The organism is Arcobacter venerupis, from assembly GCF_013201665.1.
In the GTDB taxonomy this organism is placed as follows: domain Bacteria; phylum Campylobacterota; class Campylobacteria; order Campylobacterales; family Arcobacteraceae; genus Aliarcobacter; species Aliarcobacter venerupis.
The window spans coordinates 658,748-683,354 of the sequence record NZ_CP053840.1 but is presented as its reverse complement, the minus strand read 5'-3'; the positions used below and the strand labels follow the sequence as shown (position 1 = coordinate 683,354).

The window sequence follows — 24,607 nt, the reverse complement described above, 5'->3', positions numbered from 1 at the left end:
TCAAGATCTTCTTGATTTATTTATTCACATCTAATTAAATATCTTATTCATAAATGTAGTATCACCATGTGCAATAATTTGTTTTTCAAGATTTTCAATTCTTGATGTTTCTTTTTTTGCTTTTTCTTTCCAATATTCTAATTTTTGCAATAAAACATCATCAGTTTGAATAGAATCTATTTTTTCTTGTAATTCATTAATTTGATCTTCTAATTCAGTAATTTTAATCTCATAATTAACTCTTTGCTGAGAAATTATTTTTTCATCATCTAATCCAAGTTGAGTTAATTTATCTTTTAGTTTTTTATTTTCTAATCTTAAATCACTATTCTCTTTTGAAAATTTAAAGGCAGTATTTGTATTTGAATTCTTTTTGTATAATCCTAACTCAGTTTTTAGGTTTTTATTTTCTAATCTATATTTTTCATTATTATAAATATATCTATCTATATTTTTTAATGATTGTTCTAACTCTATTTGAACTTTTCCTAGTTTATGTTTTAACTCATTAATTACTTGGTTTTGTTCTAAATTTCCCTCTTTACTTTTAATAAAAAAGTCACTTTTCTCTCGCATTAAAGCCAATTGAATTTCTCTTTTTTTATTAAGTTCTTCGGTTATATCTTTTTGAATAGAAATTGCACCTGTCATTTCTCCTGTTTCATCAAGAGTTGGGATAACATATGCGTCTGTAGTAAAAGAGCTACCATCTTTTTTTATATTTTTAAGTTTTCCTTGCCAAGGTTTATTATTTAAAATATTTGCATATAAGTTTGTATAAATATCATTTCCCATATCATGGTATTTTAAATATTTAAACTCTTTTCCAATCAAGTCTTCTTGTAAAAATCCTGATATTTGACAAAAATGTTCATTTACATAAGTAATATTTAAATGTGTATCCATTTTTATAACAATATTATTTAAATCTATAATCTCTTTATATTGTTCAAGTTCATTTTGTTGTTGTGTTAATAAAAAATCTTGATAAAGATTACTAGCAACATCATTCATTAATGAGATTAAATATCGAACATCGATTGGTTTTACAATATACTCTTGAACTCTTAATTTAATTGCTTCAACTAAAAATTCACTATCTGAGTATGCTGTTGCAAAAATTACAGGTATTTTAGTATCGAAATCTCGAACTTTTTTTATCATCTCTATACCATTTAATTCAGGCATGTTAACATCTGTTAATATTAAATCAATATGGTCTTGATTTTCAAGATAAGTTCTTAAGCCCTCTTTCCCATTTTTTGCAACATGCACCATAGAAAAAAAATTTGTTAATAATTGTGACAATTCTGTTCTAATTACATCATCATCTTCAACATATAAAAGAGTTAATCTTTTTAATAAATTTCTATCTATGCTCATAAAATCACTTATTTTTATTTTTGTACTAATCTCTTAATTCTTCTTTTGCAACAACTCTTTCAATATCCATAACAACTAACATTTGGTTATTTGCTAGTCTAATATAACCTTTTAAGTATTTTGATGGAATTGCAGAACCCATTTCAGAAACAGCAGCTAACATGCTTGTATCAAGTCGTTGAACATCATCAACTAAATCTACAACTATTCCTATAATTCTTTTATCTTCTGTAATAACTGCAATTACAGATGTATTTTCATCATATGTTCCAGGACCTGTGTTAAATTTAAGTCTAATATCTAAAATTGGAACAACTTCACCTCTTAAACTAATTAATCCTTTTACCCATTTAGAAATATTAGGTAGAGGAGTAATATTATCAGGATATGTCAAAATTTCTCTAATTTTTGGCAATTCAATAGCATACTTCATTGCGCCTAATTCAAATGTCATGAATTCACTAGTATTTGCGTAATCTATAACTTTTTTTTCATTATCTTCCATAATACATTCCTTTTAATTGCTTTTAGAGTTTTTACTTGTTTTTTATTATTCTACCTACTGTAAACTTAAAATTTATTGTTTTTTAATTTCCTTTAAAATACAGCTTGCAATATATTTAGGCGTTTGTAAATCTATTTCATCACCAATAGATAAATCTGATAAAGATATTATTTTATTATCTTTTGAAATTTGCACAAAACCATTTTTATCTTTTTTATCTGGATGATTTAATTCAAAATTTGATTTTAATAAATCTATTTGATTTTGAGATTTAACAAATATAGCTGAAAAACTATTTTTCATACTATTTTTTAATAAATTAAGTTCATTTAAAGAGCTCAAAATCTTTTGAGATAAATCGGTTTTAAATGAAGATTTCAAAAGATTTATTTCTGTTTGAATATAATTAAATTTTGTCTCAATAGAGTTTTGTTCAAACAATCTTTTCATATTAGAAAGTTCTTGCTGTTTATTAAACAATATATTTTTTAATCTATTAATATATTCATTACTCAAAGAGTCTAAATACATTCTGTGTTCATTTATATCTGGTAATGCAATTTCAACTGCATTTGAAGGAGTTGCTGCTCGAATATCTGCCACAAAATCAGAAATCATATAATCAACTTCATGTCCAACTGCTGAAATAATTGGAGTTCTAGCTTCATGAATAGCAATTGCCACTATTTCTTCATTAAATGCCCATAAATCCTCAATACTTCCACCACCTCGTCCTACAATCATAATATCACAGTGTAATTTATCTGCATATTTAATTGAATTTGCAATATCAAAAGCAGCGCCCTCACCTTGAACTAAAGTTGGAACTAAAATAAATTCAACCAAAGGCCATCTATGATTTGCTACTTTTTTCATATCTTCAATAGCAGCCCCTGTAGGAGAAGTTACAAGTGCAATTTTTTTAGGATACTTTGGAAGTGGTTGTTTATAATTTCCGTCAAAATAACCTTTTGCTTCAAGTTTGTTTTTTAATTGCTCAAAGGCAAATGCCAATGCACCTTGACCTGAGGGTTCAATTTTATTGCATAAAAGTTGATAATTTCCCCTTGGTGCATAAACAGTAATATTTCCATTAATTACTACTTTTTGTCCATTTTCAAGTTGGAATTTTAGATATTTTGTATTTCCTTTGAACATTACACATGAAAGTGTTGAACTCTCATCTTTTATTGAAAAATAGATATGTCCAGAGTTATGATAAGTAAGATTTGAAATTTCACCTTCCACATAAACTTGGATAAATGTAGTTTCAAGAAGGGATTTTATTTGAACATTTAATGTTGATACTGAGATTGCTTTATTCATATTTTAATGCTAGAAAACTAAATTTTTCTAGCGATTATTAAAGTTGAGATATTCATTGAAAATGCTTTTACATGAATTGGCTCAAGTCCTGCAAGTTTAAGCTCTTTACATAAATTCTCTGTTGTTAAAAATTCATCTATTGAGTTTGGCAAATATGTATATGCTTCTTTATTTTTTGAAATTAATCCACCTAAAACTGGCAGAATTTTATTCATATAAAAATCTGTTAAATGGTCAAGTAATTTCTCTTTTTTGTTTTTTGTAAACTCTGAAATTACAACTAATCCATCTTTTTTTAGAACCCTTGCAAATTCATCAAAAGCTTCTTGTCTTTGTACTACATTTCTAATTCCATATGAAATTGAAATAATATCAGCACTAGAGCTATCAAGTGGCATTGATGCAGCTCCTGCTTCAATAAATTCAACATCTGGAAGTTTCTTTTTACCAACTTCCATCATTCCAACACTTGGATCAACTCCAATGATATTTTCTAAATTAATTGAGTTTTCATTTGCAACTTTTTTCCAAAATAGAATCATATCACCCGTTCCACATGCAACATCTACAATTTTGCTAATACTTTTTTTACCATAAAAATTAAAAGCTAAATTACAAGCTTTATTTCTCCATGACTTATCAATTCCCATTGATAAAACTCTATTTGCAACATCATAAGTTCCTGCAATATCATTGAACATTGATACGATTTTTTCTTGTTTTTCCATTATTACATTTATCCTAATTTTCTTATTTTATAAAATATACTTACCTATTATTAATCCAACAATCAATCCAATATTAACAGCAACAGCAATAACCATATACGATAATTTTTTATCAGCGTAAGGCAATTTATTTATAATATCTTCTTGGTGTTTTAAAGTTATTCCAAAATTTTGTGTTGATTTTTCTAAATTATCAGCTGCTTTTCGTAAAGCAATTTCTGAAAATTCCATTCTTTCAACAAGCTCTTTTGCTTGTTTAAAGCTCATATCACTCATTTTTTAATTTCAATCCATCTATCTAAATCACAAAAAATTTTATTTAAAGTGTTTAATACATAATCTTTTGCTTCTGTTTGAATTCTTCTAAAAAATAGATATTTTCTAGCACTTTCAATATCTCCAACTTCTTTTGCTTGAATTGCTTTTGCTGCAAAATCAGTGTTGTTATAAGCCATTTCCCAAACAGTTGAACCTAAGTATCTACTCATTGTAATTACTTTGTCATTTTTAACTGGAAAATATTTTGGGTCTTTTACAAAATCGCAAATTACAGAGTTTGACTCTAAATATTTGTGTCCAAAAAAGTTAATAAATTGTTCATTATAATAATCTTCATCCATAGAAATAGCTCTATTTAGGGCAAAAATTATATTGTCTTCTGGATTTTTTTCTATTTTTCTGATTTTTTTCATGGTTGCTATTGCATTTTTTCCATCAAGTTCACCATCACCTAAAGGAATAATCCATTTAACATTTCCAAAAGAGCCAACTTTTTTAATCTCATCAAGAACTAAAGATGAAGTTTTATTTCCACCAACATCGACAATAACTTCGTGGTTATCATCCATTAAGATTAGTTCATCTAATTCGCTTAATCTATTTGTTCCTAACATTTTTTTATTTACAATTTCAGTTCTTGTAAATGATTTTGAATCGTTATTCTCATCATCTATTTCAATGTATGTAATTTTTTTACCATGTTTTTTATATAAATATGGAGCTAAAACTTGCATTGCAACAGTAGATTTACCTACGCCACCTTTTGTTTGTGGAATTATAATCATCAATTAGCCTTTGGGATTTCGTTTCATAAATTCGACAATTTTGCCATGAAACCTTGCATAAATTTTATTTAATGGGATTTCATAACCATATAGTTGGCTTATTTTATCGTAATTATCATTAATTCCATATACTAAATATGACTGTATATCGTAATATGAATCAAACTCATAGCCAAATCTTGCCAATAATTTTGCTGTGTATTTATCCACAACCATATATTCTTGTTTGCAAGCGTAACACAAAATTGCATCGGCAGTTTCGGGCCCAATTCCTTTTTGTTTTAAAAGCCACTCAAGATTTACTTTTTTGCAAAAGTTCTCAAAAGTTTCAAAATCTTTTAGTATATTTTTTGCTAATTGAATTAATCTTTTTGATTTTTGATTTTTAAATCCACTTGGAGTTATGGCATCTGTTAAAAGTTGTAAATCACAATTTGCTAGATTTTCTAAATTTAACAATCTATTTTTCTTAAATTTTCTAGAGATTTTTCTACATTTGTCCATTTAGTATTTTGAGTTAAAATAGCACCTATTAAAATTTCAAAATCATTATTTGAGGGCCACCAAAACTCTAAGCTTTCATCTATTAAATTTTGATTCTTTAAATATACTAAAAGCTCGTAAGAGTTTGAAATACTAATCAACAAAAGCCTCAGTAATAAATAATTTAGGATTATTACAATATTTTTTTATTTTAAATGCACTTTGAGCTTTTCCATCTTCAATATCTACTACCATCATTTGCAAAATTGATTTACAAGAGTTTGGAACTTCAAAATGTCCACCAATTCCTGTTGTTACTTTTTGAATTGGAATTTTACTATCCATTCCAATAACATTATCTCTACATCCAGTTAAGCCAATATCTGTAAGATATGCTGTGTTTTCAAATATTTGTAAATCATCAGTTCCCACATGTGTATGTGTTCCACAAATTGCACTTATTTGATTCTTAAACATCATTAACATTATTCTTTTTTCGCTTGTAACTTCTGCATGAAAATCTAAAAAGATGTTTTTAATTCCATCTTCTTGTAATTTTGAAACTAACTTTTTTGCCCAATTAAAAGGATTTTCAACAGTTGGCATTCCATATTGTCCCATTAGATTTATAACAGCTAATTTTTCAATTCCATTTGAAGTTTGAATCTCGCAAATTTTTACTCCACTTCCAACTAATCCATCAGGATAATTATCAGGTCGTAAAACATTAGCAGTTTCAAGTAAAACCATCATATCTTTCTTTTTATCAAAGCTGTGATTTCCACCTGTTATTAAATCTATTCCACTTTTTAAAAGCTCTTTTGATCCCTCAATTGTTAAACCAAAACCATGGCTTGCATTTTCACCATTTCCGATTACAAAATCGATTTCAAACTCTTTTTTTATTTTTATTAAATTTTCTTTTATGATTTTTCTTCCAGGTCGACCAACAATATCGCCAATAAATCCTATTCTCATCTATCTTCTTTGTTAAAATTTTTTTCTAATTGTATTTAAATAACCTTTTATTCTTCTTCACACTTTTGTAATCTAATTTCAAATACTGCACCAGAATCTTCATTATAAGCTTTTATAATTCCATCTTGTTCATCTACAATTTTTTTGGCAATATTTAATCCAACACCCATTCCACTATGCTCTTTTGATGAAATAAAAGGTTCAAAAATATCTTTGATAATTTCCTCTTTTATTCCACCTGCACTATCTTTAAATTTAACAATAATTTCATCATTTTCATCAAAAATATTTATATTCAAAGCTCTATTATCATAATCTTCAATTTTCACAAGTTCATCTAAAGCATTATTTATTACTATAATCCAAACTTGTTCAATTCTTTGTTTTTGTATTTTTGAGAAAAATTTATATTCATTTTTATTTATAGAATCTATATCAAATAATTTATCATTTAAATATATTTTAGATACTTGTCTAGAACGATTATATGCCATTGTAAGTGAAATTACTAAAGTTGAAAATATATTTATTTTTTCTTTTACCTCTTTAGTACTTTGTGACATTTCTCTCATGGATTCTACAATATTTGCAATTCTATTAATTCCCTCTTTCATTTTTTCACTATCGTATTTCATTCTTTCTTGAATTTCACTTTGAGGTAAATCTAAAATATCATAATACATTAATTCAAGATTTCCTTTTATATATGTAAGTGGAGTGTTTATTTCATGGGCAATTCCAGCAGCAAGGGAACCAATTGAAGTTAATTTTGCATTTTTAATCTGTTCTTGTTGATGAAGTTTATCTTTTTGGATACTTTTTTCTACTTCTTGATTTATTCGTAGTTCAAGATTCTGATTTAACTCTTGCAGTTTTCTTTTATCTTCAAGAGAATTCACCACAAACACAAAATGTTTTTTATCAGATAAAAGACTTAATGATAATTCTAGATGTATTGTTTTCCCATGTTTTTTTATAAAAATCTTTTCAATATTAGAAATATTACCTATTTCATATGCTTCTTTTAATATCTTTAAAAGAAGTTCTTTTGAGCTTTCTGGAACAATATCTAAACATTTCATAGATAATAACTCTTCATTCTTATACTCTAAAAATTTGCCAAATGTACTATTTAACTTTTTGAAATTTCCATTTAAATCAATTAAAGCAATTCCACTGTTTACATTTTCAAATATTGCATTATATTGTTCAACTTGATTATTTATATTTTGATATAAATCTTCAATTTTTTTCTTGTTTGTTGTATCGTATGCGATTATTGTGTAGCCAACTATTTTATTTAAATTATTAAAATTTGGTTCAATAAACAAATCTACCCAAAATGATTCACCATCTTTTTTGATTCCTCTTATTTCACCAACATAAGATTTTCCTTGTTTTGCAAACTTCCAAGGTTTTATATACTCTTTTTTTCTTGTATCTTTATGGATTAACATTTGATAGTTATGTCCAATTAATTCACCCTTTGAAAAACCCAGAAAATAGCAAAATGCAGAGCTGACTTCTAAAATTATATTATTTTTACTCATTCGAATAAACATAATATGTTTATCAATTACCTTTTGATTTTCATCCAATTCGATAAAACTTCTTTTAATACTTAAATCTAAGTTTTTATTTTCATCTTCAATTTTTTTATTTAATTTTGCAATTGGTTCAGAAAAAAGAAGTGCCAAAATTATTGATAAAAAAAGACCTATAATTATTATTGATTTATAATAATCTTTAAAATAGTTATTGTTTGATTCATCTTCAATATTTATTGTAAAAATAAAATATTTATTTTCATTCAAATAAACTTTTTTTGATAAAAGATTATTTGTTTCATAAAAATCTACACTTTTAATATTATTTAACTCTTTTTTATATAAGTCAACTTCTTTATTTTCATGGAAAAGATTTGTATTATTGTAATTTAGAAGTATATTATCACTTGATATAACAAAAGTTTTTTTATCAAAGTTTTTATAAATATTAGTAAAGAATCCATTGAAATCGACCTTTAAAATTAGAAAATAATTTTTCTCTCTTAATACAAAATTAATTACTGTTGGTTTTTCTAAGTTTGAATTATCATGCCAAATTTCTTGATTTTTTAGTGTTCTGATATTTTTATAATAAGAGTTAGAATAGATGTTTTGTAACTTTTCATCTTCTATTATTTTTATCTCACTATTTATATTTATGATTTTAAAAATCTCTTGAGCATCTAAAGAGACAACTTTAAATTCTAGAATATTTTCATTATTAAAAAGAATCTTTTTAAATAATTCTAAAGACTCTTTTTTATTCTCTTTTTTTAAAAAATCTTTTTGAGATAATAAAAATATCTTTTCATCAAAAGATTTTATATTATTTTTAAAACTCTTTTCTTGATTTTTTAAAATATTTATTATATTTTCTTTCTCTTTTTTTTCATTATTAAATTTATAAAAATTGTTAAAAGCAAAAGAAGCGAAACCCAATAATAAAACTGCAAAAATTATAAAAGCAAAAAATAGTTTTACATAAAAAGGTATTCTCATTTCTTAATTTCCATTTTTTAATTTTATATAATAATTTGTACAATAATCTGTATTATCAAACCAAAAAAGACCTCTGTTTTTTTCTACAAATAATTTCACTAAATATAAATGATTATTCAAATTTTCATCTATATTTTTATCTGTTAATTTTATATTATCCTCAATTTTAATTAATAAATCATCTTCTTTTATTGCACTAATTATTATCACAACTTCTTTTTGATTATTTAATTTTGTTAATTCAATACTATTTTTAATCATATTTAATATAATATTTTTTAACTCATTAAATGAAATATCTATGTTTATTTGACTATTTAAATCATATTTAACTTTTATATTATTTAATTCTAACTCTTCTTGAATTGATAAAATAGCTTCTCTTATAACATCTGAGAACTTTGATTTTTGTTCTTCATTTTCTTGAAAAAGATATTTTATTTCATTAAGTACTTCAGATAAACTTTTTAATTCTATTTGTGTTTGTTTAATCAATTCTAGTTTATTTTGATTTTTCTCTTCATTACTTATAATTACTTTTAAATTGTAAAGCAAAGATGATATACTTAATATTGGTTGTTTCCATTGATGACCTAACGAATCTAATATTTTTGACATTAATTGAACTTTAGTATTGTCAATTAATGTTTGGTCTTTCATTTTTATCTCATTTAATTTATTTGATAAATCTTCTTTTAAAAGTTTATTTATTTTTTCTAACTGTTTTGTATCAGTGATATTTGATCTAATCGAGATATATCCTACAATTTCGTTATTAAAATTATACTTTGGAATTATTATTCCACTAACCCAATAAGAATTTCCATATCTATCTTGATTTTTTATCTCCCCTTCCCAAATCTTATTTGTATGTAATTCATTCCAAAGTTTTTTGAAAAAACCTTTTGACATATCTGGATGTTTTAAAAGATTTATGTTTTTTTCCAATAACTCTTTTCGTGAATATCCAGAAATTTTACAAAAAGGTTTAGTGGCATACGTAATAATTCCATTTAAATCTGTTTCGACCATGATTACATAATCATCCATTTGAGAGAATAATTCTAAATACTTTTTATTTATTATCAAAGTTTGTATTTTAAAATATTTTATTCTATAAGACAAATAGAATATTATGACAATAAATAAAATAATTAAAATAAATAAAAAATCAAAATATTTATCAATTTTTCCCACTATTGAGTCTTTATTTGTATTATAAGCAACTAAATATAAACTATTATCATCTATTTCAGATTTTAATATTTGTAAGAAAACAACAGGAAAAGCATAGGAATGTTCTTTAGTAAGTAAAACAAAATTTTTTGATTCTTTTATATCATTTATCAATAATTTTTTTTGAGAAGTAGATAAATTGTAGTAAAAGCTTTCATCAAATTTAATATCATTTGAAAATAACTCTGTAAATAAAAAATCACTATTATTTTCTAATTTTTTGATTAATGATTTAAAATCAAATTCGATATTTATAACACCTAAAAAATTCAATTTTTCATCAAATATTGGTTTTGCAAATATTAAATAATAATTACCATCAACAATTATAAAACTGCTTAACTCCTTTTTATTTAACACAATTTTTTCCATTAAAAGTGAAGTATATTTATTTTGAGATTTATCTTGCATACTTAATAAGAATTCATTTGATGAAGAATAAAAACTTATATCAGAAATATCTAATGTTTTATAAAAAGAGTAACTTTTTTTTAAATAACTATAAATCTCTTTCTTTTTATTTTCTATATTTAAAGAGTTAATATTTTTAAAAATTTCAACAAAATCTTTTTCTTTTACAAATTCATTAAAATATATTAATTCTGTGTTATCTTTATATTCACTATAATTTTTAGAATATTCTTTATCAACAGATTCTTTGTAATTATTTAAAAAGTGTTCTATTTGCTGTTTTTTTAAAAAATCTATGAGTAAAATTACTAAAAAAACAGAAATTAAAAAATAAATAAAGTACCTAATATTTAGGTTTTTATCATTCATTAATTTATGACTTCAAAACTTCTATTATCTTCTTTTCTAAAGCTTGTAAAGAATCAAAAGGTTTCATAACATAATTTGTAGCACCCTCTTTATGAGACTTCAGAACTTTATCTAAAGTTGAATAAGCTGTCATCATAATAACTTTTTGCTCAGGATTATTAACTTTGATTTTTTCTAAAACTTCTAATCCATTCATTTGAGGCATCATAATATCTAAGAGAACTAAATCAACTTTTGCATTTCCAATACTACTTAATGCAGTTATTGGATTAGAATATGTAGAAACTGAAAAGTTTGCATTTCTAGTTAAAAATCTACTTAAAACATTCAAAATTTCTGTTTCATCATCTACGATTACAATAGAGTATTTTTCATTATTCATCTTATTTTCCTTCCCCAAATAATTTATGTGCAGCTTCTTTCATTATTACTTCATTTTTTTCTTCTAAAATTCTATCAAGGTAGATAAATACTTGCTCACTTCCATTTTCAACTAATTCAATTTTATCTTCAATTAATTGTTTAGAACAAGAAACACTATGTCCTGAACACTCTTTTGCTAATAAATTTGCTTCATGGTGAACTATATGGTGATGTTTTTCTAGACCTTTATAAGAGGGAACCAAACTAAATTGCTCTTTTCCTAGTCCCGTATCATACCATTTACCAAGTCTACAATTATGGTGATCAACTGCATTAAAATTATGCTCTCCACCAAAGATTAATTGATATAGATTATTTTTATAAATAACATGGTCAAGTTTTGCTAGATTTATAAATATTTTATTTGAAATACTCTCAACTTCATAAACTGATCTATTTGAATTTTTTTGGAAAGTATTCATTAACTTACTTAAAATATCAATTCTTGATTTTGTTTCATTCACAACTGTTGATACTGAGTCTGAACTATTTTTGATTTTTCCTGTTTCATTTTGGATTGAAGTAACAACATCTTTGATTTGTTTTGCTGCGTCAGCACTTCTATTTGCTAAGTTTCGAACTTCTGCTGCAACAACTGCAAATCCTCGCCCTGCTTCTCCAGCAGTTGCTGCTTCAACCGCTGCATTTAAAGAAAGGATATTTGTTTGGAATGCAATTTCTTGAATTATATTAATAACTTGTGCAATATCTTTACTTTTTGAAACTAATGAATTTACAACATCATTCTCTATTTCTATTTCATTGTGTAAATTATTTGTATCGCTTACTATTTCATTAATTAAATCTAAACCTTGTGTTGAGCCCACTGCAGTCTCTTTTGACTCTTTTGACATCCCTTGTAGTTCTTCAAGCAAGGCTAAATATGTTTTTTGTGTATTATCTAAAGATTTAGTCATATTTTTATTGTGTCTATCTAATAGTCCACCATTTTTATTGTCATGGATTGAAGTTCTTCTTAATGAAACAATTTTATAATTTTCATATCTTTTTACTTCAATATTAGCTTCACAATCTTCTAAAATTAAACGATTATTATTTTCTAAGACTGCATTTAAAACAACAGAATAATCTTTTATATTTGAACTAGCAAGATTATTTGAAAAAAATAGTTTATTTTTATCATCAAAAACAACTAAACCTTCTTCTTGAGAATGACTAGCAATTTGTTTAAAAAGTTCAAACTTTTTTTCATTTAAAGTAGTTATATTTTCTAATTGTGTAGAAAAGTTTGCTTTCATCTCTTCTTTTTCTTTATCTTTTAAAAGAAGTTCACGTTTCAACTCTTCAATTTGTTTATCTAAAAAAACAACTTTTTCTTCTAAATTCTTATTTCCAAAAAACATTTATAACCTTTTTTAATAAGTTCTACTTTAGTTTGGATAATATCAAAAACTAAATAAATTACTTATAAATAATTTTTTATTTATTTAGTTCCCTTGCACAAATCATACCCTCACTAAAAGCTATTTGAAAATTAAATCCTCCAAGTTCTCCTGTAATATCTAAACACTCCCCAATAAAGTACAAATCCTTTAATTTTAAACTTTCAAAACTACTATGATTTATTTCATCTGTATTTATTCCACCTTTGGTAACTTCTGCTTTTGTATAACCAAAATTACCAGCTGGTGAAAATTCATAATTTTTTAATAATAATAATTTTGTTTTTTCATCATTTGTTAATTTGGAAACACTTTTATCTTCTAATTCAACACTTAATAAAAATTCTTGAATAAATCTTTTTGGAAGTGGTAGTGCTGAAGATATAATTTTATTTCCATGTAAAAAACTCTCTAATTTTTGTTTAGGTAAAAAATCAATTGCCATTTTTCCTTTTTTCCAATAAAGAGAACTTGTTAATATAACAGGCCCTGAACAACCTTTGTGAGCAAATAATAACGATCCCTCAATTCTTTTATCATCAACAAAAGTAAAAACAGGCATTGAAATTCCAGCAAGATTTTTAAACCAAAACTGCTCTTTTTGTACTGTAAAACCTACAAGTGCAGGTTCAAGTTTTATAATTGAGTGTCCAAACTTTTTTGCTATATCAAAGGCTATTGAAGAAGCACCTAACATACTATAAGAGAGTCCACCACTTGCAATTACAACCTTTTTTGCTTCTATCAATTTTGAATCTGTTTTAATTTTAAAATGTTTATCAAAATCTAGGTCTAAAACAGTAGTATTTAGATATTTTTTTACGTGAGTCGTTATTTTTGTAAACATATCTATAACATCTTGGCTAGTGTTACAGAAGTATGTTCCTTTTACAATTTTGGGATTTATTTTAGGAGTTACACCATTTTTATTTAAAAAAGCCAATAAATCATCTTTTGAAAAATTTTTCAAAAGTTCTTTTACAAACTCCCTATCTCCTAAATAATTATTAGAAGTTACAAGCTCATTTGTGATATTACATTTTGCTCCACCAGAAACTTTTATCTTTGAGCCAATTTTTGCATTTGTATCAATAAGGCAAATATTTTTATATTTTTTTTTATCTAAATTTGAAGCTAACATCAAAGCGCTAGCTCCTGCTCCAATAATTGCTATATCGTAGATGGTTCATCCTTTTTGCATGTAAATCTATTTATTCCATCTTCAAATTCGTATTCTAAAGTATAGTTATTTGCTTTTAAAATATTACTAATTATATACAATCCTAAACCAAAAGAGTTTTTTTGTTTATCTTCATTTGAGAAAAATGGTTCAAAATAGTTTTCTAAAGGATATTTTAGTTCATCTCCACTATTTTCGAATATTATATTTTGTTCTTCTGTTTTTATAAGAACCTCTTTATTTGGTGAATATTTAACTGCATTATCAATTAAATTCTTAACAGCGATTGAAAATAGTTTAAAATTTATTTCTAATTTTTTATTCTCATATTTTGAAATAACATGTTCATCTTCAATCATCAAAATATCTTTTGCATTATCAATAATATCATCTAAATAATAAAACTTTTTTTCTATATTTTTATTTGAAGAAATTAGCTCTTCAATTGAAGCAAACTCATTTATTAAAGATTCCAGTCTATTAAATACTGATTTTAGTTTCTCATTATTTTGTTCATTTTGTTCTAATTGAGTTAAAAATTTTCCTTTTGTAATTGGAGTTTTTAGCTCATGCATAATATTTCTAATAAATATATTTCTAGCTTCTTTTAAACTTTTTAATTTTTCTGCTGATTTTTTAAACTCTTGCGCTAGAAGTGAAACTTCATCTTTTCCTTTTAAATTACAACATTCAAAATCAAAATTTTCATCACCTAAAGTTTTAACTTTATCTTTTAAAATTTTTAAAGGCATTAACTTTCGCAAAGTAATTAAATAAACTAAAATGATTGTAATTAATAAAATTGTAAAAACTAAAATAATATAAATATGACTATTACTATTTGTTGTATTGTCATCTGCTATTAAAATAGTTTCTCCTCTTTTTTTCATGTAAATATAATTTTTATCATTTAAAGTTAAAATTCTAAAAATATCTTCATGTTTTGGATTAACCTTTTCAAATAATATTTTTGTTTTTGGATTATACGTTATAGCATTTATTTCAGCCATATTTATGAATAGTTTATACTTTATTTCCTCTAAATTTTTTAAAAAATCTTGATCGAAATTTGCTTTTTCTTGTCTATTAACCATTTTCATAACTGGAACATACTTATCTAGCAATTGTCCTTCTTTCATTCTATAATCATGGGTAATTAAGATTAAAAAACTAATTACTACTAAAAGCATTGATATTATAAAACTTACGCCTATTGTAAAAAATATTGATTGTCTATTCATTGTATAAATTTATATCCCATCCCTCTAATTGTGTGTAAATATTGTGGTTCTTTTGGATTTTCTTCAATTTTATGTCTTATTCTGTTTATAATAACTGCAAGTGAACCTGAACTTTCATAATCTTGGTTTAATATATCTGAATTATCAAAAATATCTTCCCTTGAAATAATAAAACCTTCTCTTTTTAATAGAAGAGATAATACTTCAAATTCTGCTGCTGTTAATTTAATATATTTACCATTTTTTGTAATCTCTTTTTTTTCAGTATTTAAAGAAAAAATTTTATTTATAGGTTCATCTTCTTGAATATTTGAGTGATTAAATCTTCGTAAAATTGTTTTAATTCGTATTTCAAGTTCTCTAGGGTCATAAGGTTTTGGTAAATAATCATCCGCTCCAAGTTGTAAAGCTGTAACTTTATCAGTTATATCACTTCTTGCACTTGAAATAATTATTGGAATATTAAAATTTTTAACAATCTCTTTACAAACATCTAATCCATCCATTCCAGGAAGTGTTAAATCTAAAATTATAAGGTCATATTTATTCATTCTTAAAGATGAAAGAGCCAAAAATGGCTCTTCATAATTGGTAACTTCCATATTAAATTGCTTTAAATATTGTGTTAGAACTTCAGCTAATTCTAAATCATCTTCAATCATTGCAATTTTAATCAAAATTTACCCTTTTATTCTATCTTGGATTCTTTGTTGCATTTTTTCTTTTCTCAAATCCATTAAAACTTTTAATTGTTCTTTTTGTTTAGCTGTTAAAACAGCATAAGATTTTTCAATTACTTCTGCTTGAGATTTTAACATATTATCTCTTTTTTCAGACATAATTTGAATATACTTTGCTTTATCAAAGCCATCTTTAGTGAAAGCTTCATCTTCAGATTTCATATTTTTTCTACTATCTTGTATAATTTGTTCTAACTTAGTTTTTTGTTCTGCTGTTAAACTTAATTCATCAAACATATGAAACATTCCACCTCTTTGAGCATTCATTTTATGCATATTGTCTTTTTTCATCATACATTTAAAATCACCTTTTGGTTTATCATCACCTCTTTTATCCATGTCAGCAGTAGCATATAAACTACTTCCTAGTATTACACTTATTATTAATCCAGATATTAGTTTATTTTTTCTTGTCATTTTAAATCCTTTTATTTTTGATATGTGAAATTATGACATGGTGGTTTTAACAATTTATGAATTGAATATTAATGAAACCTTAATATAAAGAACTCCAATTTTTAGATATACTAACCTAATACTATAGGGAAAAGAATTCAAATTGAAGTTATCAAATTTTATAATAAGAATCATCATTGCAATAGCATTTACTACACTTTTTTTGTCATTTATGATATCTATCACTTTTCAATACAAAAAATTTAAAGAAGATAAAATTTTTATAAAAACTGAATTTATAAAATCAAAGAAAGAGCAGATAAAAAGAGAAGTTATTAGTATAGAGAATCTAATAGACCAAAAAGAGATTATATTAACTAATTCTATAAAAGAAAAAATCAAAGAAAGAGTAACTCAAGCACATAACATAGCAATGACTATTTATGATGAAAATAAGAATTCAAAAAGTAAAGAAGATATAGAACTATTAATAGCAAGAACTTTGAATAATTTAAGTTATGAGAATGATAAAACTTACTTTTTCATAAACAGTAATAAAGGTCAAGCAATTCTTTTTAATAAAAAAATTCTACTTGATAAATACAATGATATTTGGAATTTAAAAGATGGAAATAACAATTTATTTATTCAAGAACAAGCAAAAATTGCAATTGAAAATAAAGAAGGTTTTTTAACAAATAGTTTCGTAAGACCTAATAATACTGATAATAAACAATATACTAAAATATCTTTTGTAAAATTATTTGAACCATATAATTTACATATTGGGATGGGTGAATATACTGATGACATTAAAAGTTTAGCTCAAAATGAAATTTTAGATTTAATTGCAAGTATTAGATTTAATGAAGACAATTATCTTTTTGTTAATTCTACAGATGGATATAGTTTGGTTTTTGATGGAAAAAGAAACGAACCTGCTATGATTCACCCTAATAAAAATTTATATTCTCAACAAGTTGAAGCTGTTAAAAATCCTGAAGGTGAATTTATTTTTTATAAGTTCAAAAAAATAAATTCAACAAAAGAGTACGATAAAATCTCTTTTGTTAAAAAATATGAAAAATATGGTTGGATTGTTGGTTGTGGAATTTATTTAGATGAAATCAATAATGAGTTAGAAAATATCGAAAATATTTTTAAAAAATCTATTAATGACCAATTTATTTATATTTTTATTATGTTTATTCTTATGGTTATAGCTTTATATTTAACATCAAAAAGAATATCAAAATTTATAAATTTAAATGTACTTTATCTTATTTCATCTTTTGATAAAGCTTCAAGAGAAAATAAAACAATTGATACTAAAAATTTAACATATAAAGAGTTTATTTCATTGGCAAATAAGTTAAATATTACTCTTGAGAATAAAAATGAAACAGAAAAAAGATTACAAGATCATATACAATTAATCAATGAAAATATAATTATTTCTACTACAGATAAAGATGGATATATTGTAGATGTAAGCGAAGCTTTTTGTAAAATTTCAGGCTATACAAAAGAAGAACTTATAGGGAAAACTCATAAAGTTGTAAGGCACCCTGATACACCAGATAAATTTTATGAAGATATGTGGGATAGATTACTTAGTGGTCAAATCTGGGAAGGTGAAATTCATAATAGAAATAAAAATGGAAAAGATTATTGGATATATGCAATAATAAAACCTCTTTTTAGAAACAATGAATTTATTGGTTTTACAGCAATTAGAACTAATATTACAGATAAAAAACATATTGAACAATTATCCATTACAGATGAATTAACTAATCTTTATAATAGAAGATTTTTTAATATAAAAATTGAAGAAGAGATTAATAGAGCAAAAAGGGAAAATCACTATTTTTCATTTTTAGTTATAGATATTGATTATTTTAAACAATACAATGATACATATGGACATCAACAAGGAGATGTAGTTTTAGAAAAAGTAGCTTCAGTATTTAAAAAAAGAACTTTAAGAGGAAGTGATTTTGCTTTTAGATTAGGTGGGGAAGAGTTTGGAATTATTACTACTTTAAATAAAGAAAAAGTAATGGAATTCGCACATTTAATAAAAGATGAAATAGAAAATCTAAAAATTGAACATAAAGCGAATGAAGTATCTAAATTTGTAACTATTTCAATTGGTATTGTCTCAAAAGAAAAAGATGAAATAACAAATAGTGATTTACTTTATAAAGAGGCTGATGATTGTTTATATGAAGCTAAAAAATTAGGGAGAAATAGTATTTTTATACTTTAAAAAACATGAAAATAAGAGTAGGAACATTTAACCTTTTTCAATTTGTTGAACCACCATATTCGTGGTATACAAAAAAAGAAAAATTCAATATTGAGCAATGGGAAGAAAAAACAGCTTGGATAAAAAATCAAATCACTGAAATGAACTGCGATATTATTGGTTTCCAAGAGGTTTTCTCAAAAAAAGCTTTAAAAGCTTTACTTGCTGAACTAGGATTTAAATATTTTAAAACAATTGATAGTCCTAAAAGTGATAAAAAAAATGATAAAGTTTTTACAAGTACAATTGTAGGTCTTGCTTCAAAATATCCAATTAAAAATCTAAAAAGAATTGAAATAGATTTTACTGCACTTAAAAAACACCATTTAGATGGTTTTTTTAAATTCGCAAGAGCTCCAATAAAAGCGACTATTGCATTGCCAAATCAAAAAGATTTAGATGTATATGTTTGCCATCTAAAATCAAATAGAGATAATGAATTTGAATATGTTTTTACAAAAAAATCAACATTAACTGAAAAAAAAGAAAAAGTTAAAAAATCTTTAAAAGATAACTATTCTTTGTCATTAAAACAAAGACTTTGTGAAGCAAGCTCGATTTTTAGTGATATTAAACGAACAACAAATCCTGCTGTTTTGATGACAGACTTAAATGATAAAGAGTTCTCAATAACTATTGAAGCATTAACAAATCAAAGATACCATGATGATAGTTTGAAAAAAGATGATTATTTATTACTTGATGCTTATTATTTTTTTGAAAAAAAAGTTTATAATCCACATCCAGAACAAAAAGAGATAAAAAGAACTCCAACGAGTTATTTTGCTGGAAAAGGGAATATCCTTGATTATATTTTTGTTTCAAATTTATTTGATAAAAATAGAGCAAATAATATAGGAAAGATAACTTCTTATGAAGTTTTAGATAAACATTTACAAAAGAATCAAAATGGCTCACTTCTTAGTAGTGACCATGCTCAGGTTGTTTGTGAATTAGAGATATTTTAACTACCCTCTTTTTGCACACTTGTTTTTTCTATAATAAAAATTCGTAATAAATTTTACAGGAATTTATTATAAATATCCCATAAATATTAACTATTATTTTAGACGCCATCAGGCTCCTTCCTTTAATAAAAAAGAGAATAGATTAAGTTCTTCTCTTTTTTATTTACTTTGTTTTGGTGTTTTTTTATTCCACTTTTTATATGCTCTAAAAAATGAACTAGCTTCGCTATAACCCAATAGAAAAGAGATTGTTCCTAAATCCATTTTTGTATTTTCTATATAATGTTGAGCTAATTTTTGTCTAATTTTCCCTAAAGCATCCCTAAAAGTTTTTGATTCAGCTTTTAAATAATTTTGTAGAGTCCGAGGAGTTGTTCCAAGATTTGAAGAGATTAAATCTATTGTTACTTCTTTTTCTCCTATGTTTTTTAAAATCTCTTTTTCAACTTTTGCATACCAAGATTGCATTTCTAATTCATCTAAAATTTTTTTTGCTTCATTTTCAAAAAAATCCAACATTGAAAAGTTTGGATTTTTCACTGGAATATTTAATCTATCAATTTTAAAAAATATAGCATTTTCGCCTTTTGAAAAAAAGATATTATCTCCAAATATTTTCTGATATTCCACTAGATTTTCATCAACTTCTTGGGAAAAATATGTAAATTCAGGAGTTACTTTTTGCCCTAAAATCTGAGTTAATATTGAAACAATCGAAGATAAATGAACTTGAGCATGAAAACTTGGAACTGGAATCATTGGGTTTTCATTTATATAGATTGCTAATTTATAATAAATCCCATCATCAAAAAACTGAAATTTAAAATATCCACTTATTACTTTTTGATAATAATTAAACTTTTCAATCATCTGTTTTAAACTATTTGTATTTAAAAGTAAATATCCTAAAAGTCCCAAAGATTGGTAAGAAACAGCTTGTCCTATATGCAAAGCTAAAGCTGGATTATTTGATTCTTTCATACAATATCTAAAAATAAAAGATAGTTTTTTACTATCTATTTTGCCATCATGTTTTGATAAAACATCAGAAGATAACTCAACTTCATTTAGCATTTTTTCGATAGAGATATTTGTTGTTTTCTCTAAAGCTTTTAACACATAATGAAAGGTAACACTTGAAACTTCCGCCATATTTCCCTTTTCTTTCGTAAAATGTTACTAAATCTTCAGATTATAACATAGCACTTAGGCAGATTAACAAGTACAATTGTATATAAAATAATGAAGGAGACTTTAATGTCTGAAAAAGAAATCCGAATTGATGAAAGATATGTAAGCTTCAAAAATATAGATTGTTTTGAAAATGCTTGTTTAGTGATTGACAATATGCTAAGAGTTCTTGAAAATCCAAAAAACATGAATATCTACTGGAAAAAAGTAGTTCCAATGATTCCAAAAGCTTACTATACAAGAGACCCAAAAGATGATGAAAAAGAGGCTTTATTATATCTTGTATGTTCTAACTCTTTTTATTTGGATGAACTGTTTGAAAAAGCAGAAGATGAACAAGGGATGAAAGCTTTGAGTGTTTGTGAGTTGGAGTGTTGCTAAAACTCTTTGGTATTTGATTACTTTCTCAAATACCTCAAAGTTGTAGCAATAATATCGTCATCATCTTTGCTTGGTGATTTGATTGTCTCTTTTGTGTCATCTGCTTTTGTAAATGTAATAGCCATTTCATAAGAGCTGATACTTTGGATTCCTAGATTTAACGCTAGAATTTTTATGATGATTAGTTCTATAAACTGTTTTGTATAAATATCTGGTTTACTAAATCTATCTTCCATCTCTTCTTCGATTTTATACACATCTTGAATATCACTTGCGCGACTAAGTCTTCTATAAAGTTCAAGTCTAACTCGGTCTTCATGGATGTAATCATCTGAGATGTATGCTGAAATTGCTAGTTTTATATCAACTGTTTTTTTCTCTGGTTTGTTTTCACCACTTAAACTCGCTAAGGCATCTTCTAACATTTTTAGATATAAACCGTATCCGATTTGTTTGATGTGTCCACTTTGGGCTTCGCCTATAATATTTCCACCACCTCTGATTTCTAAATCTTGGTGAGCAAGCGCCGTTCCACTTCCTAAGTATGAATTTGACTCTAAAGCCACAAGTCTTTTTACTGCATCATCTGTGATTTGTTTTTTATCTTCAACAACGTAATAACAGAATCCCTCTTTGTTACTTCTTCCAACTCTTCCTCTTAACTGGTGTAAATCAGCGATTCCAAATCTATCAGCTCCATCGATGATAATTGAGTTTGCATTTGGTAAGTGAAGTCCTGATTCAACGATTGAAGTTGCGAGTAAAATATCAAACTCTTTGTTTTCAAAGGCATCTATGATTTTTTCCGCAAGGTCTGGTTTGATTTGAGAGTGGATAACTTGAATTTTGATTCCTGGAACTATTTGTTCAATATCTCTTTTTTTTGCTTCAATTGAAGCTATGTTATTATGCACATAAAAAAGTTGTCCACCTCTTCTTTTTTCCCTTAAAATAATCTCTTTGATTAATTTATCACTAAACTCTTTTACATAAGTTCGCACTCCCAATCTTTCCGTTGGTGGAGTCAAAAGTGAACTCATACCTTTTAGTTTTGATAAGGCAAGGTTTAGAGTTCGTGGAATTGGTGTTGCACTCATAGAGAAGATATGAACATCTTCTCTTAGGTGTTTTAGTTTCTCTTTTTGTTTTACCCCAAATTTATGCTCTTCATCTATGATTACTAAAGCTAAATTATTTGTTTTAATTTCTAAAAGTGAGTGCGTTCCAATTACAAGTTTTATATCACCATTTTCTAAAGCTTTTTTAATAGCAGTTTTCTCTTTCGCTGGTGTTTTACCATCAAGTTTGGCGATATTTATTCCAAATTCTGAAAATCTTTTTTGCATACTATGATAGTGTTGTGTCGCAAGAAGTGTTGTAGGGCAAACGAAAATCGCTTGATAACCATCCAAAATTACAGCTAACATTGCATTCATTGCAACTTCTGTTTTACCAAATCCAACATCTCCTGAAAGAAGTCTATCCATAACTCGACCGCTACTTAAATCTGTAAAAATCTCTCTAATACTTCTTTTTTGGTCTTTTGTATAATCAAAACCTGCACTTTTTTGGAAATCTTCAAGAATTTTTTTGTCTGTGTTGATTTGAATTCCATTTACAAGTTCTCTGGCAGCTGCAATTTTGATAATATCATTTGCAATGGCAAATAATCTATCTTTTACTTTCTCTTTTAGTTTAGCAAATGAGCCTTTACCAAGCTTATCAACAACAGCATAAGAGCTTCCATCAGCCACATATCTATCAATTAAATCAATATTTTCAACGGGAATTAAAAGCTTGTCATCGCCTGCGTACATAACAATTACAAAGTCTCGTTTTGCACCCATAACAGTTACGGGTTCGATTCCTTTGTATTGTCCAATTCCGTGTTTTTCGTGAACTACATAGTCGTTTAATTGAAGTTCATCAAGAACAAGTTTTACTTTTTTCTTTCTTCGTTTTTTTACTTCTTTGTTTAGAGAGATAATTACTTCATTGGCTCCAACAAGATTTATGATGTAGTTTTCAAAAACATATTTGATATTTTTATCATTTAAATCTAACTCATAACCTTTTACTTTAGCTTCAGTTCCTGAAATGATTGTGATTTTTTTCTCTTTGTGAAAAGAGATAAACTCTTTTACATTTGCAGGGGCAATTTCTTGATAGTTTCGGCTGTTGTAGATTTGAGGTGTTAATAAAAATTTATCTTTGTTTATTCTTTTCTCTTCAAAAACATAAACTTCTTCTAGTTCATCTAAAGCATCTTGAGTGATAAATGAGCTAAGATTTTGGGGTAAATATTCGCCCAGTTCATCTAAATACCAAAATCCCAAAGAGTGAATATCTTTGATAAAAGCATCACTTGAAATATTTTCTATTTGCTCATTTATAGCACTTAATGAATTTTCATCAAGGGCTAAAAAAGCTGGATTTATAGTGAAAGTTTCTATTTCATCTTTTGTTGATTTTTGATCTTCAATGTCAAATTTTCTAATACTCTCAACTTCATCATCAAAAAGTGAAACCCTATATCCAAACTCACTTCCAAGTGGACAAATATCAATAATATCCCCACGAATAGAGACTTCACCCTCACTTGTAACAATATCTACAAAATAATATCCCCAATTGTAAAGTTTTGATTTTAGTTCATCAATTTTGATTGTATCTGCAAAATTTATTGTAAAACTATCAAAACATTTCTCTTTTGGAAGTGGAAAAGAAACAGTTCGTATTGGTGAGATTAGGATTTTGTCTTGTTTTTTGTAAGAGTAATATGAACTCAAAGTTCCAGTAATATCTTGTAATTCATTGGAAAATGACAATAAATCATCTCCAAAATTTGCTCTAAAATCAGATAAAACAAAAGGCTTCAAACCCAAATATGCCACAATATCTGAAGCTATTTGAGCTTGTCTATCGTCATTTACGATTAAGAGTTGACACTCTTTTGTTCTTTTCTCGTCTTTTAAATTTTTTAAAAATTCGTAAATATTTTTCACTATTTTTCTTCTTGGATTAACTCAAAATCATTTGTTTCTTTATCATAATAATATGTTGGATATGGTGTTTCATTTAATAAAAAAATCAAATTTGCATCATTAAAAACATTCTTTTGAAGCCCTTTTTTGAAAACCTCTAAAATATAAGCTTTTGTTGAAAAAGTCGTAGTTGATGAAGTTGCAGTATATACAAAATCTTCTCCATCAACAGGCTTAAATCCCTCTTTTTTCACATGTTTTTCAAACTTTACCTTATCTTCTAAACCACCAACATCTAATAAAACTATTACTTCAATTCCCTCTGCCATCTTTTCCCCAAAAAATTTTTGGTTTATTCTA

Annotated in this window: 21 protein-coding genes and 1 pseudogene; 3 read left to right on the top strand and 19 right to left on the bottom strand. The window is 25.6% G+C overall.

Features of this window, described 5'->3' with window-relative positions; all coding sequences use genetic code 11:
* Positions 1 to 30: 30 nt before the first annotated feature.
* From AVENP_RS03325 to AVENP_RS03250, 16 genes and pseudogenes are all read right to left on the bottom strand, one after another.
* Positions 31 to 1,383, bottom strand: coding sequence for a response regulator (locus tag AVENP_RS03325; protein WP_128357616.1), 1,353 nt, complete (start codon positions 1,381 to 1,383; stop codon positions 31 to 33).
* A 25-nt stretch (positions 1,384 to 1,408) separates the two neighbouring features.
* A complete protein-coding gene (locus AVENP_RS03320) occupies positions 1,409 to 1,888 on the bottom strand; it encodes a chemotaxis protein CheW (protein ID WP_128357617.1) in 480 nt (159 codons plus the stop codon).
* A 72-nt stretch (positions 1,889 to 1,960) separates the two neighbouring features.
* A complete protein-coding gene (gene xseA / locus AVENP_RS03315; protein ID WP_128357618.1) occupies positions 1,961 to 3,214 on the bottom strand; it encodes an exodeoxyribonuclease VII large subunit in 1,254 nt (417 codons plus the stop codon).
* Positions 3,215 to 3,231: 17 nt separating this feature from the next.
* Positions 3,232 to 3,942 (bottom strand): bifunctional demethylmenaquinone methyltransferase/2-methoxy-6-polyprenyl-1,4-benzoquinol methylase UbiE, encoded by a 711-nt coding sequence (ubiE, locus tag AVENP_RS03310; RefSeq protein ID WP_128357619.1) that lies wholly within the window; start codon positions 3,940 to 3,942, stop codon positions 3,232 to 3,234.
* Positions 3,943 to 3,969: 27 nt separating this feature from the next.
* On the bottom strand, positions 3,970 to 4,209 hold the full coding sequence (locus AVENP_RS03305; protein WP_228201831.1) for a hypothetical protein: 240 nt from the start codon (positions 4,207 to 4,209) through the stop codon (positions 3,970 to 3,972).
* 5 nt (positions 4,210 to 4,214) lie between these two features.
* A complete protein-coding gene (locus tag AVENP_RS03300) occupies positions 4,215 to 5,006 on the bottom strand; it encodes a P-loop NTPase family protein (RefSeq protein WP_128357621.1) in 792 nt (263 codons plus the stop codon).
* Positions 5,007 to 5,009: 3 nt separating this feature from the next.
* Positions 5,010 to 5,641 (bottom strand): annotated as a pseudogene (locus AVENP_RS03295) (3-methyladenine DNA glycosylase).
* Position 5,642: 1 nt separating this feature from the next.
* On the bottom strand, positions 5,643 to 6,467 hold the full coding sequence (locus AVENP_RS03290; RefSeq protein WP_128357622.1) for a TIGR00282 family metallophosphoesterase: 825 nt from the start codon (positions 6,465 to 6,467) through the stop codon (positions 5,643 to 5,645).
* Between the two features lie 47 nt (positions 6,468 to 6,514).
* Positions 6,515 to 9,013: a PAS domain-containing sensor histidine kinase gene (locus AVENP_RS03285; RefSeq protein ID WP_128357623.1), complete on the bottom strand. Its 2,499-nt coding sequence runs from the start codon at positions 9,011 to 9,013 to the stop codon at positions 6,515 to 6,517.
* 3 nt (positions 9,014 to 9,016) lie between these two features.
* On the bottom strand, positions 9,017 to 11,029 hold the full coding sequence (locus AVENP_RS03280; RefSeq protein ID WP_128357624.1) for a PAS domain S-box protein: 2,013 nt from the start codon (positions 11,027 to 11,029) through the stop codon (positions 9,017 to 9,019).
* 4 nt (positions 11,030 to 11,033) lie between these two features.
* Complete coding sequence (locus tag AVENP_RS03275; RefSeq protein ID WP_128357625.1) at positions 11,034 to 11,411, bottom strand: response regulator; 378 nt, start codon at positions 11,409 to 11,411, stop codon at positions 11,034 to 11,036.
* A 1-nt stretch (position 11,412) separates the two neighbouring features.
* The gene (locus AVENP_RS15970) at positions 11,413 to 12,816 is read right to left on the bottom strand and encodes a methyl-accepting chemotaxis protein (protein ID WP_128357626.1); all 1,404 of its coding nucleotides are present in this window, start codon (positions 12,814 to 12,816) and stop codon (positions 11,413 to 11,415) included.
* 76 nt (positions 12,817 to 12,892) lie between these two features.
* Positions 12,893 to 14,020, bottom strand: coding sequence for a BaiN/RdsA family NAD(P)/FAD-dependent oxidoreductase (locus AVENP_RS03265; RefSeq protein ID WP_228721233.1), 1,128 nt, complete (start codon positions 14,018 to 14,020; stop codon positions 12,893 to 12,895).
* Between the two features lie 5 nt (positions 14,021 to 14,025).
* Positions 14,026 to 15,276 carry an ArsS family sensor histidine kinase gene (locus tag AVENP_RS03260; protein ID WP_128357628.1) on the bottom strand — a complete coding sequence of 417 codons (1,251 nt, stop codon included), beginning with the start codon at positions 15,274 to 15,276 and terminating at the stop codon, positions 14,026 to 14,028.
* On the bottom strand, positions 15,273 to 15,953 hold the full coding sequence (locus AVENP_RS03255) for a response regulator transcription factor (protein ID WP_128357629.1): 681 nt from the start codon (positions 15,951 to 15,953) through the stop codon (positions 15,273 to 15,275). The genes AVENP_RS03260 and AVENP_RS03255 overlap by 4 nt, the downstream gene beginning before the upstream one ends.
* Positions 15,954 to 15,956: 3 nt before the next feature.
* Positions 15,957 to 16,433 carry a Spy/CpxP family protein refolding chaperone gene (locus tag AVENP_RS03250; RefSeq protein WP_128357630.1) on the bottom strand — a complete coding sequence of 159 codons (477 nt, stop codon included), beginning with the start codon at positions 16,431 to 16,433 and terminating at the stop codon, positions 15,957 to 15,959.
* A gap of 142 nt (positions 16,434 to 16,575) precedes the next feature.
* Here AVENP_RS03250 and AVENP_RS03245 point away from each other — a divergent pair, with 142 nt between their 5' ends.
* Both AVENP_RS03245 and AVENP_RS03240 read left to right on the top strand, forming a co-directional pair.
* Complete coding sequence (locus AVENP_RS03245) at positions 16,576 to 18,684, top strand: cache domain-containing protein (protein ID WP_128357631.1); 2,109 nt, start codon at positions 16,576 to 16,578, stop codon at positions 18,682 to 18,684.
* A 5-nt stretch (positions 18,685 to 18,689) separates the two neighbouring features.
* Positions 18,690 to 19,691 carry an endonuclease/exonuclease/phosphatase family protein gene (locus AVENP_RS03240; RefSeq protein WP_128357632.1) on the top strand — a complete coding sequence of 334 codons (1,002 nt, stop codon included), beginning with the start codon at positions 18,690 to 18,692 and terminating at the stop codon, positions 19,689 to 19,691.
* A 159-nt stretch (positions 19,692 to 19,850) separates the two neighbouring features.
* On the opposite strand, the gene AVENP_RS03235 is transcribed toward AVENP_RS03240, so the two are convergent.
* The gene (locus tag AVENP_RS03235) at positions 19,851 to 20,843 is read right to left on the bottom strand and encodes a helix-turn-helix domain-containing protein (RefSeq protein ID WP_128357633.1); all 993 of its coding nucleotides are present in this window, start codon (positions 20,841 to 20,843) and stop codon (positions 19,851 to 19,853) included.
* A 105-nt stretch (positions 20,844 to 20,948) separates the two neighbouring features.
* Between AVENP_RS03235 and cowN the strand changes: the two genes are divergently transcribed.
* Positions 20,949 to 21,263, top strand: a complete 315-nt coding sequence (gene cowN / locus AVENP_RS03230) for a N(2)-fixation sustaining protein CowN (RefSeq protein ID WP_128357634.1) — start codon at positions 20,949 to 20,951, stop codon at positions 21,261 to 21,263.
* A 17-nt stretch (positions 21,264 to 21,280) separates the two neighbouring features.
* Here the strand turns inward: cowN and mfd are convergent, their stop codons facing one another.
* Positions 21,281 to 24,268 carry a transcription-repair coupling factor gene (mfd, locus tag AVENP_RS03225; protein WP_128357635.1) on the bottom strand — a complete coding sequence of 996 codons (2,988 nt, stop codon included), beginning with the start codon at positions 24,266 to 24,268 and terminating at the stop codon, positions 21,281 to 21,283.
* Positions 24,268 to 24,576, bottom strand: a complete 309-nt coding sequence (locus AVENP_RS03220; RefSeq protein WP_128357636.1) for a hypothetical protein — start codon at positions 24,574 to 24,576, stop codon at positions 24,268 to 24,270. The genes mfd and AVENP_RS03220 overlap by 1 nt, the downstream gene beginning before the upstream one ends.
* Positions 24,577 to 24,607 lie beyond the last annotated feature (31 nt).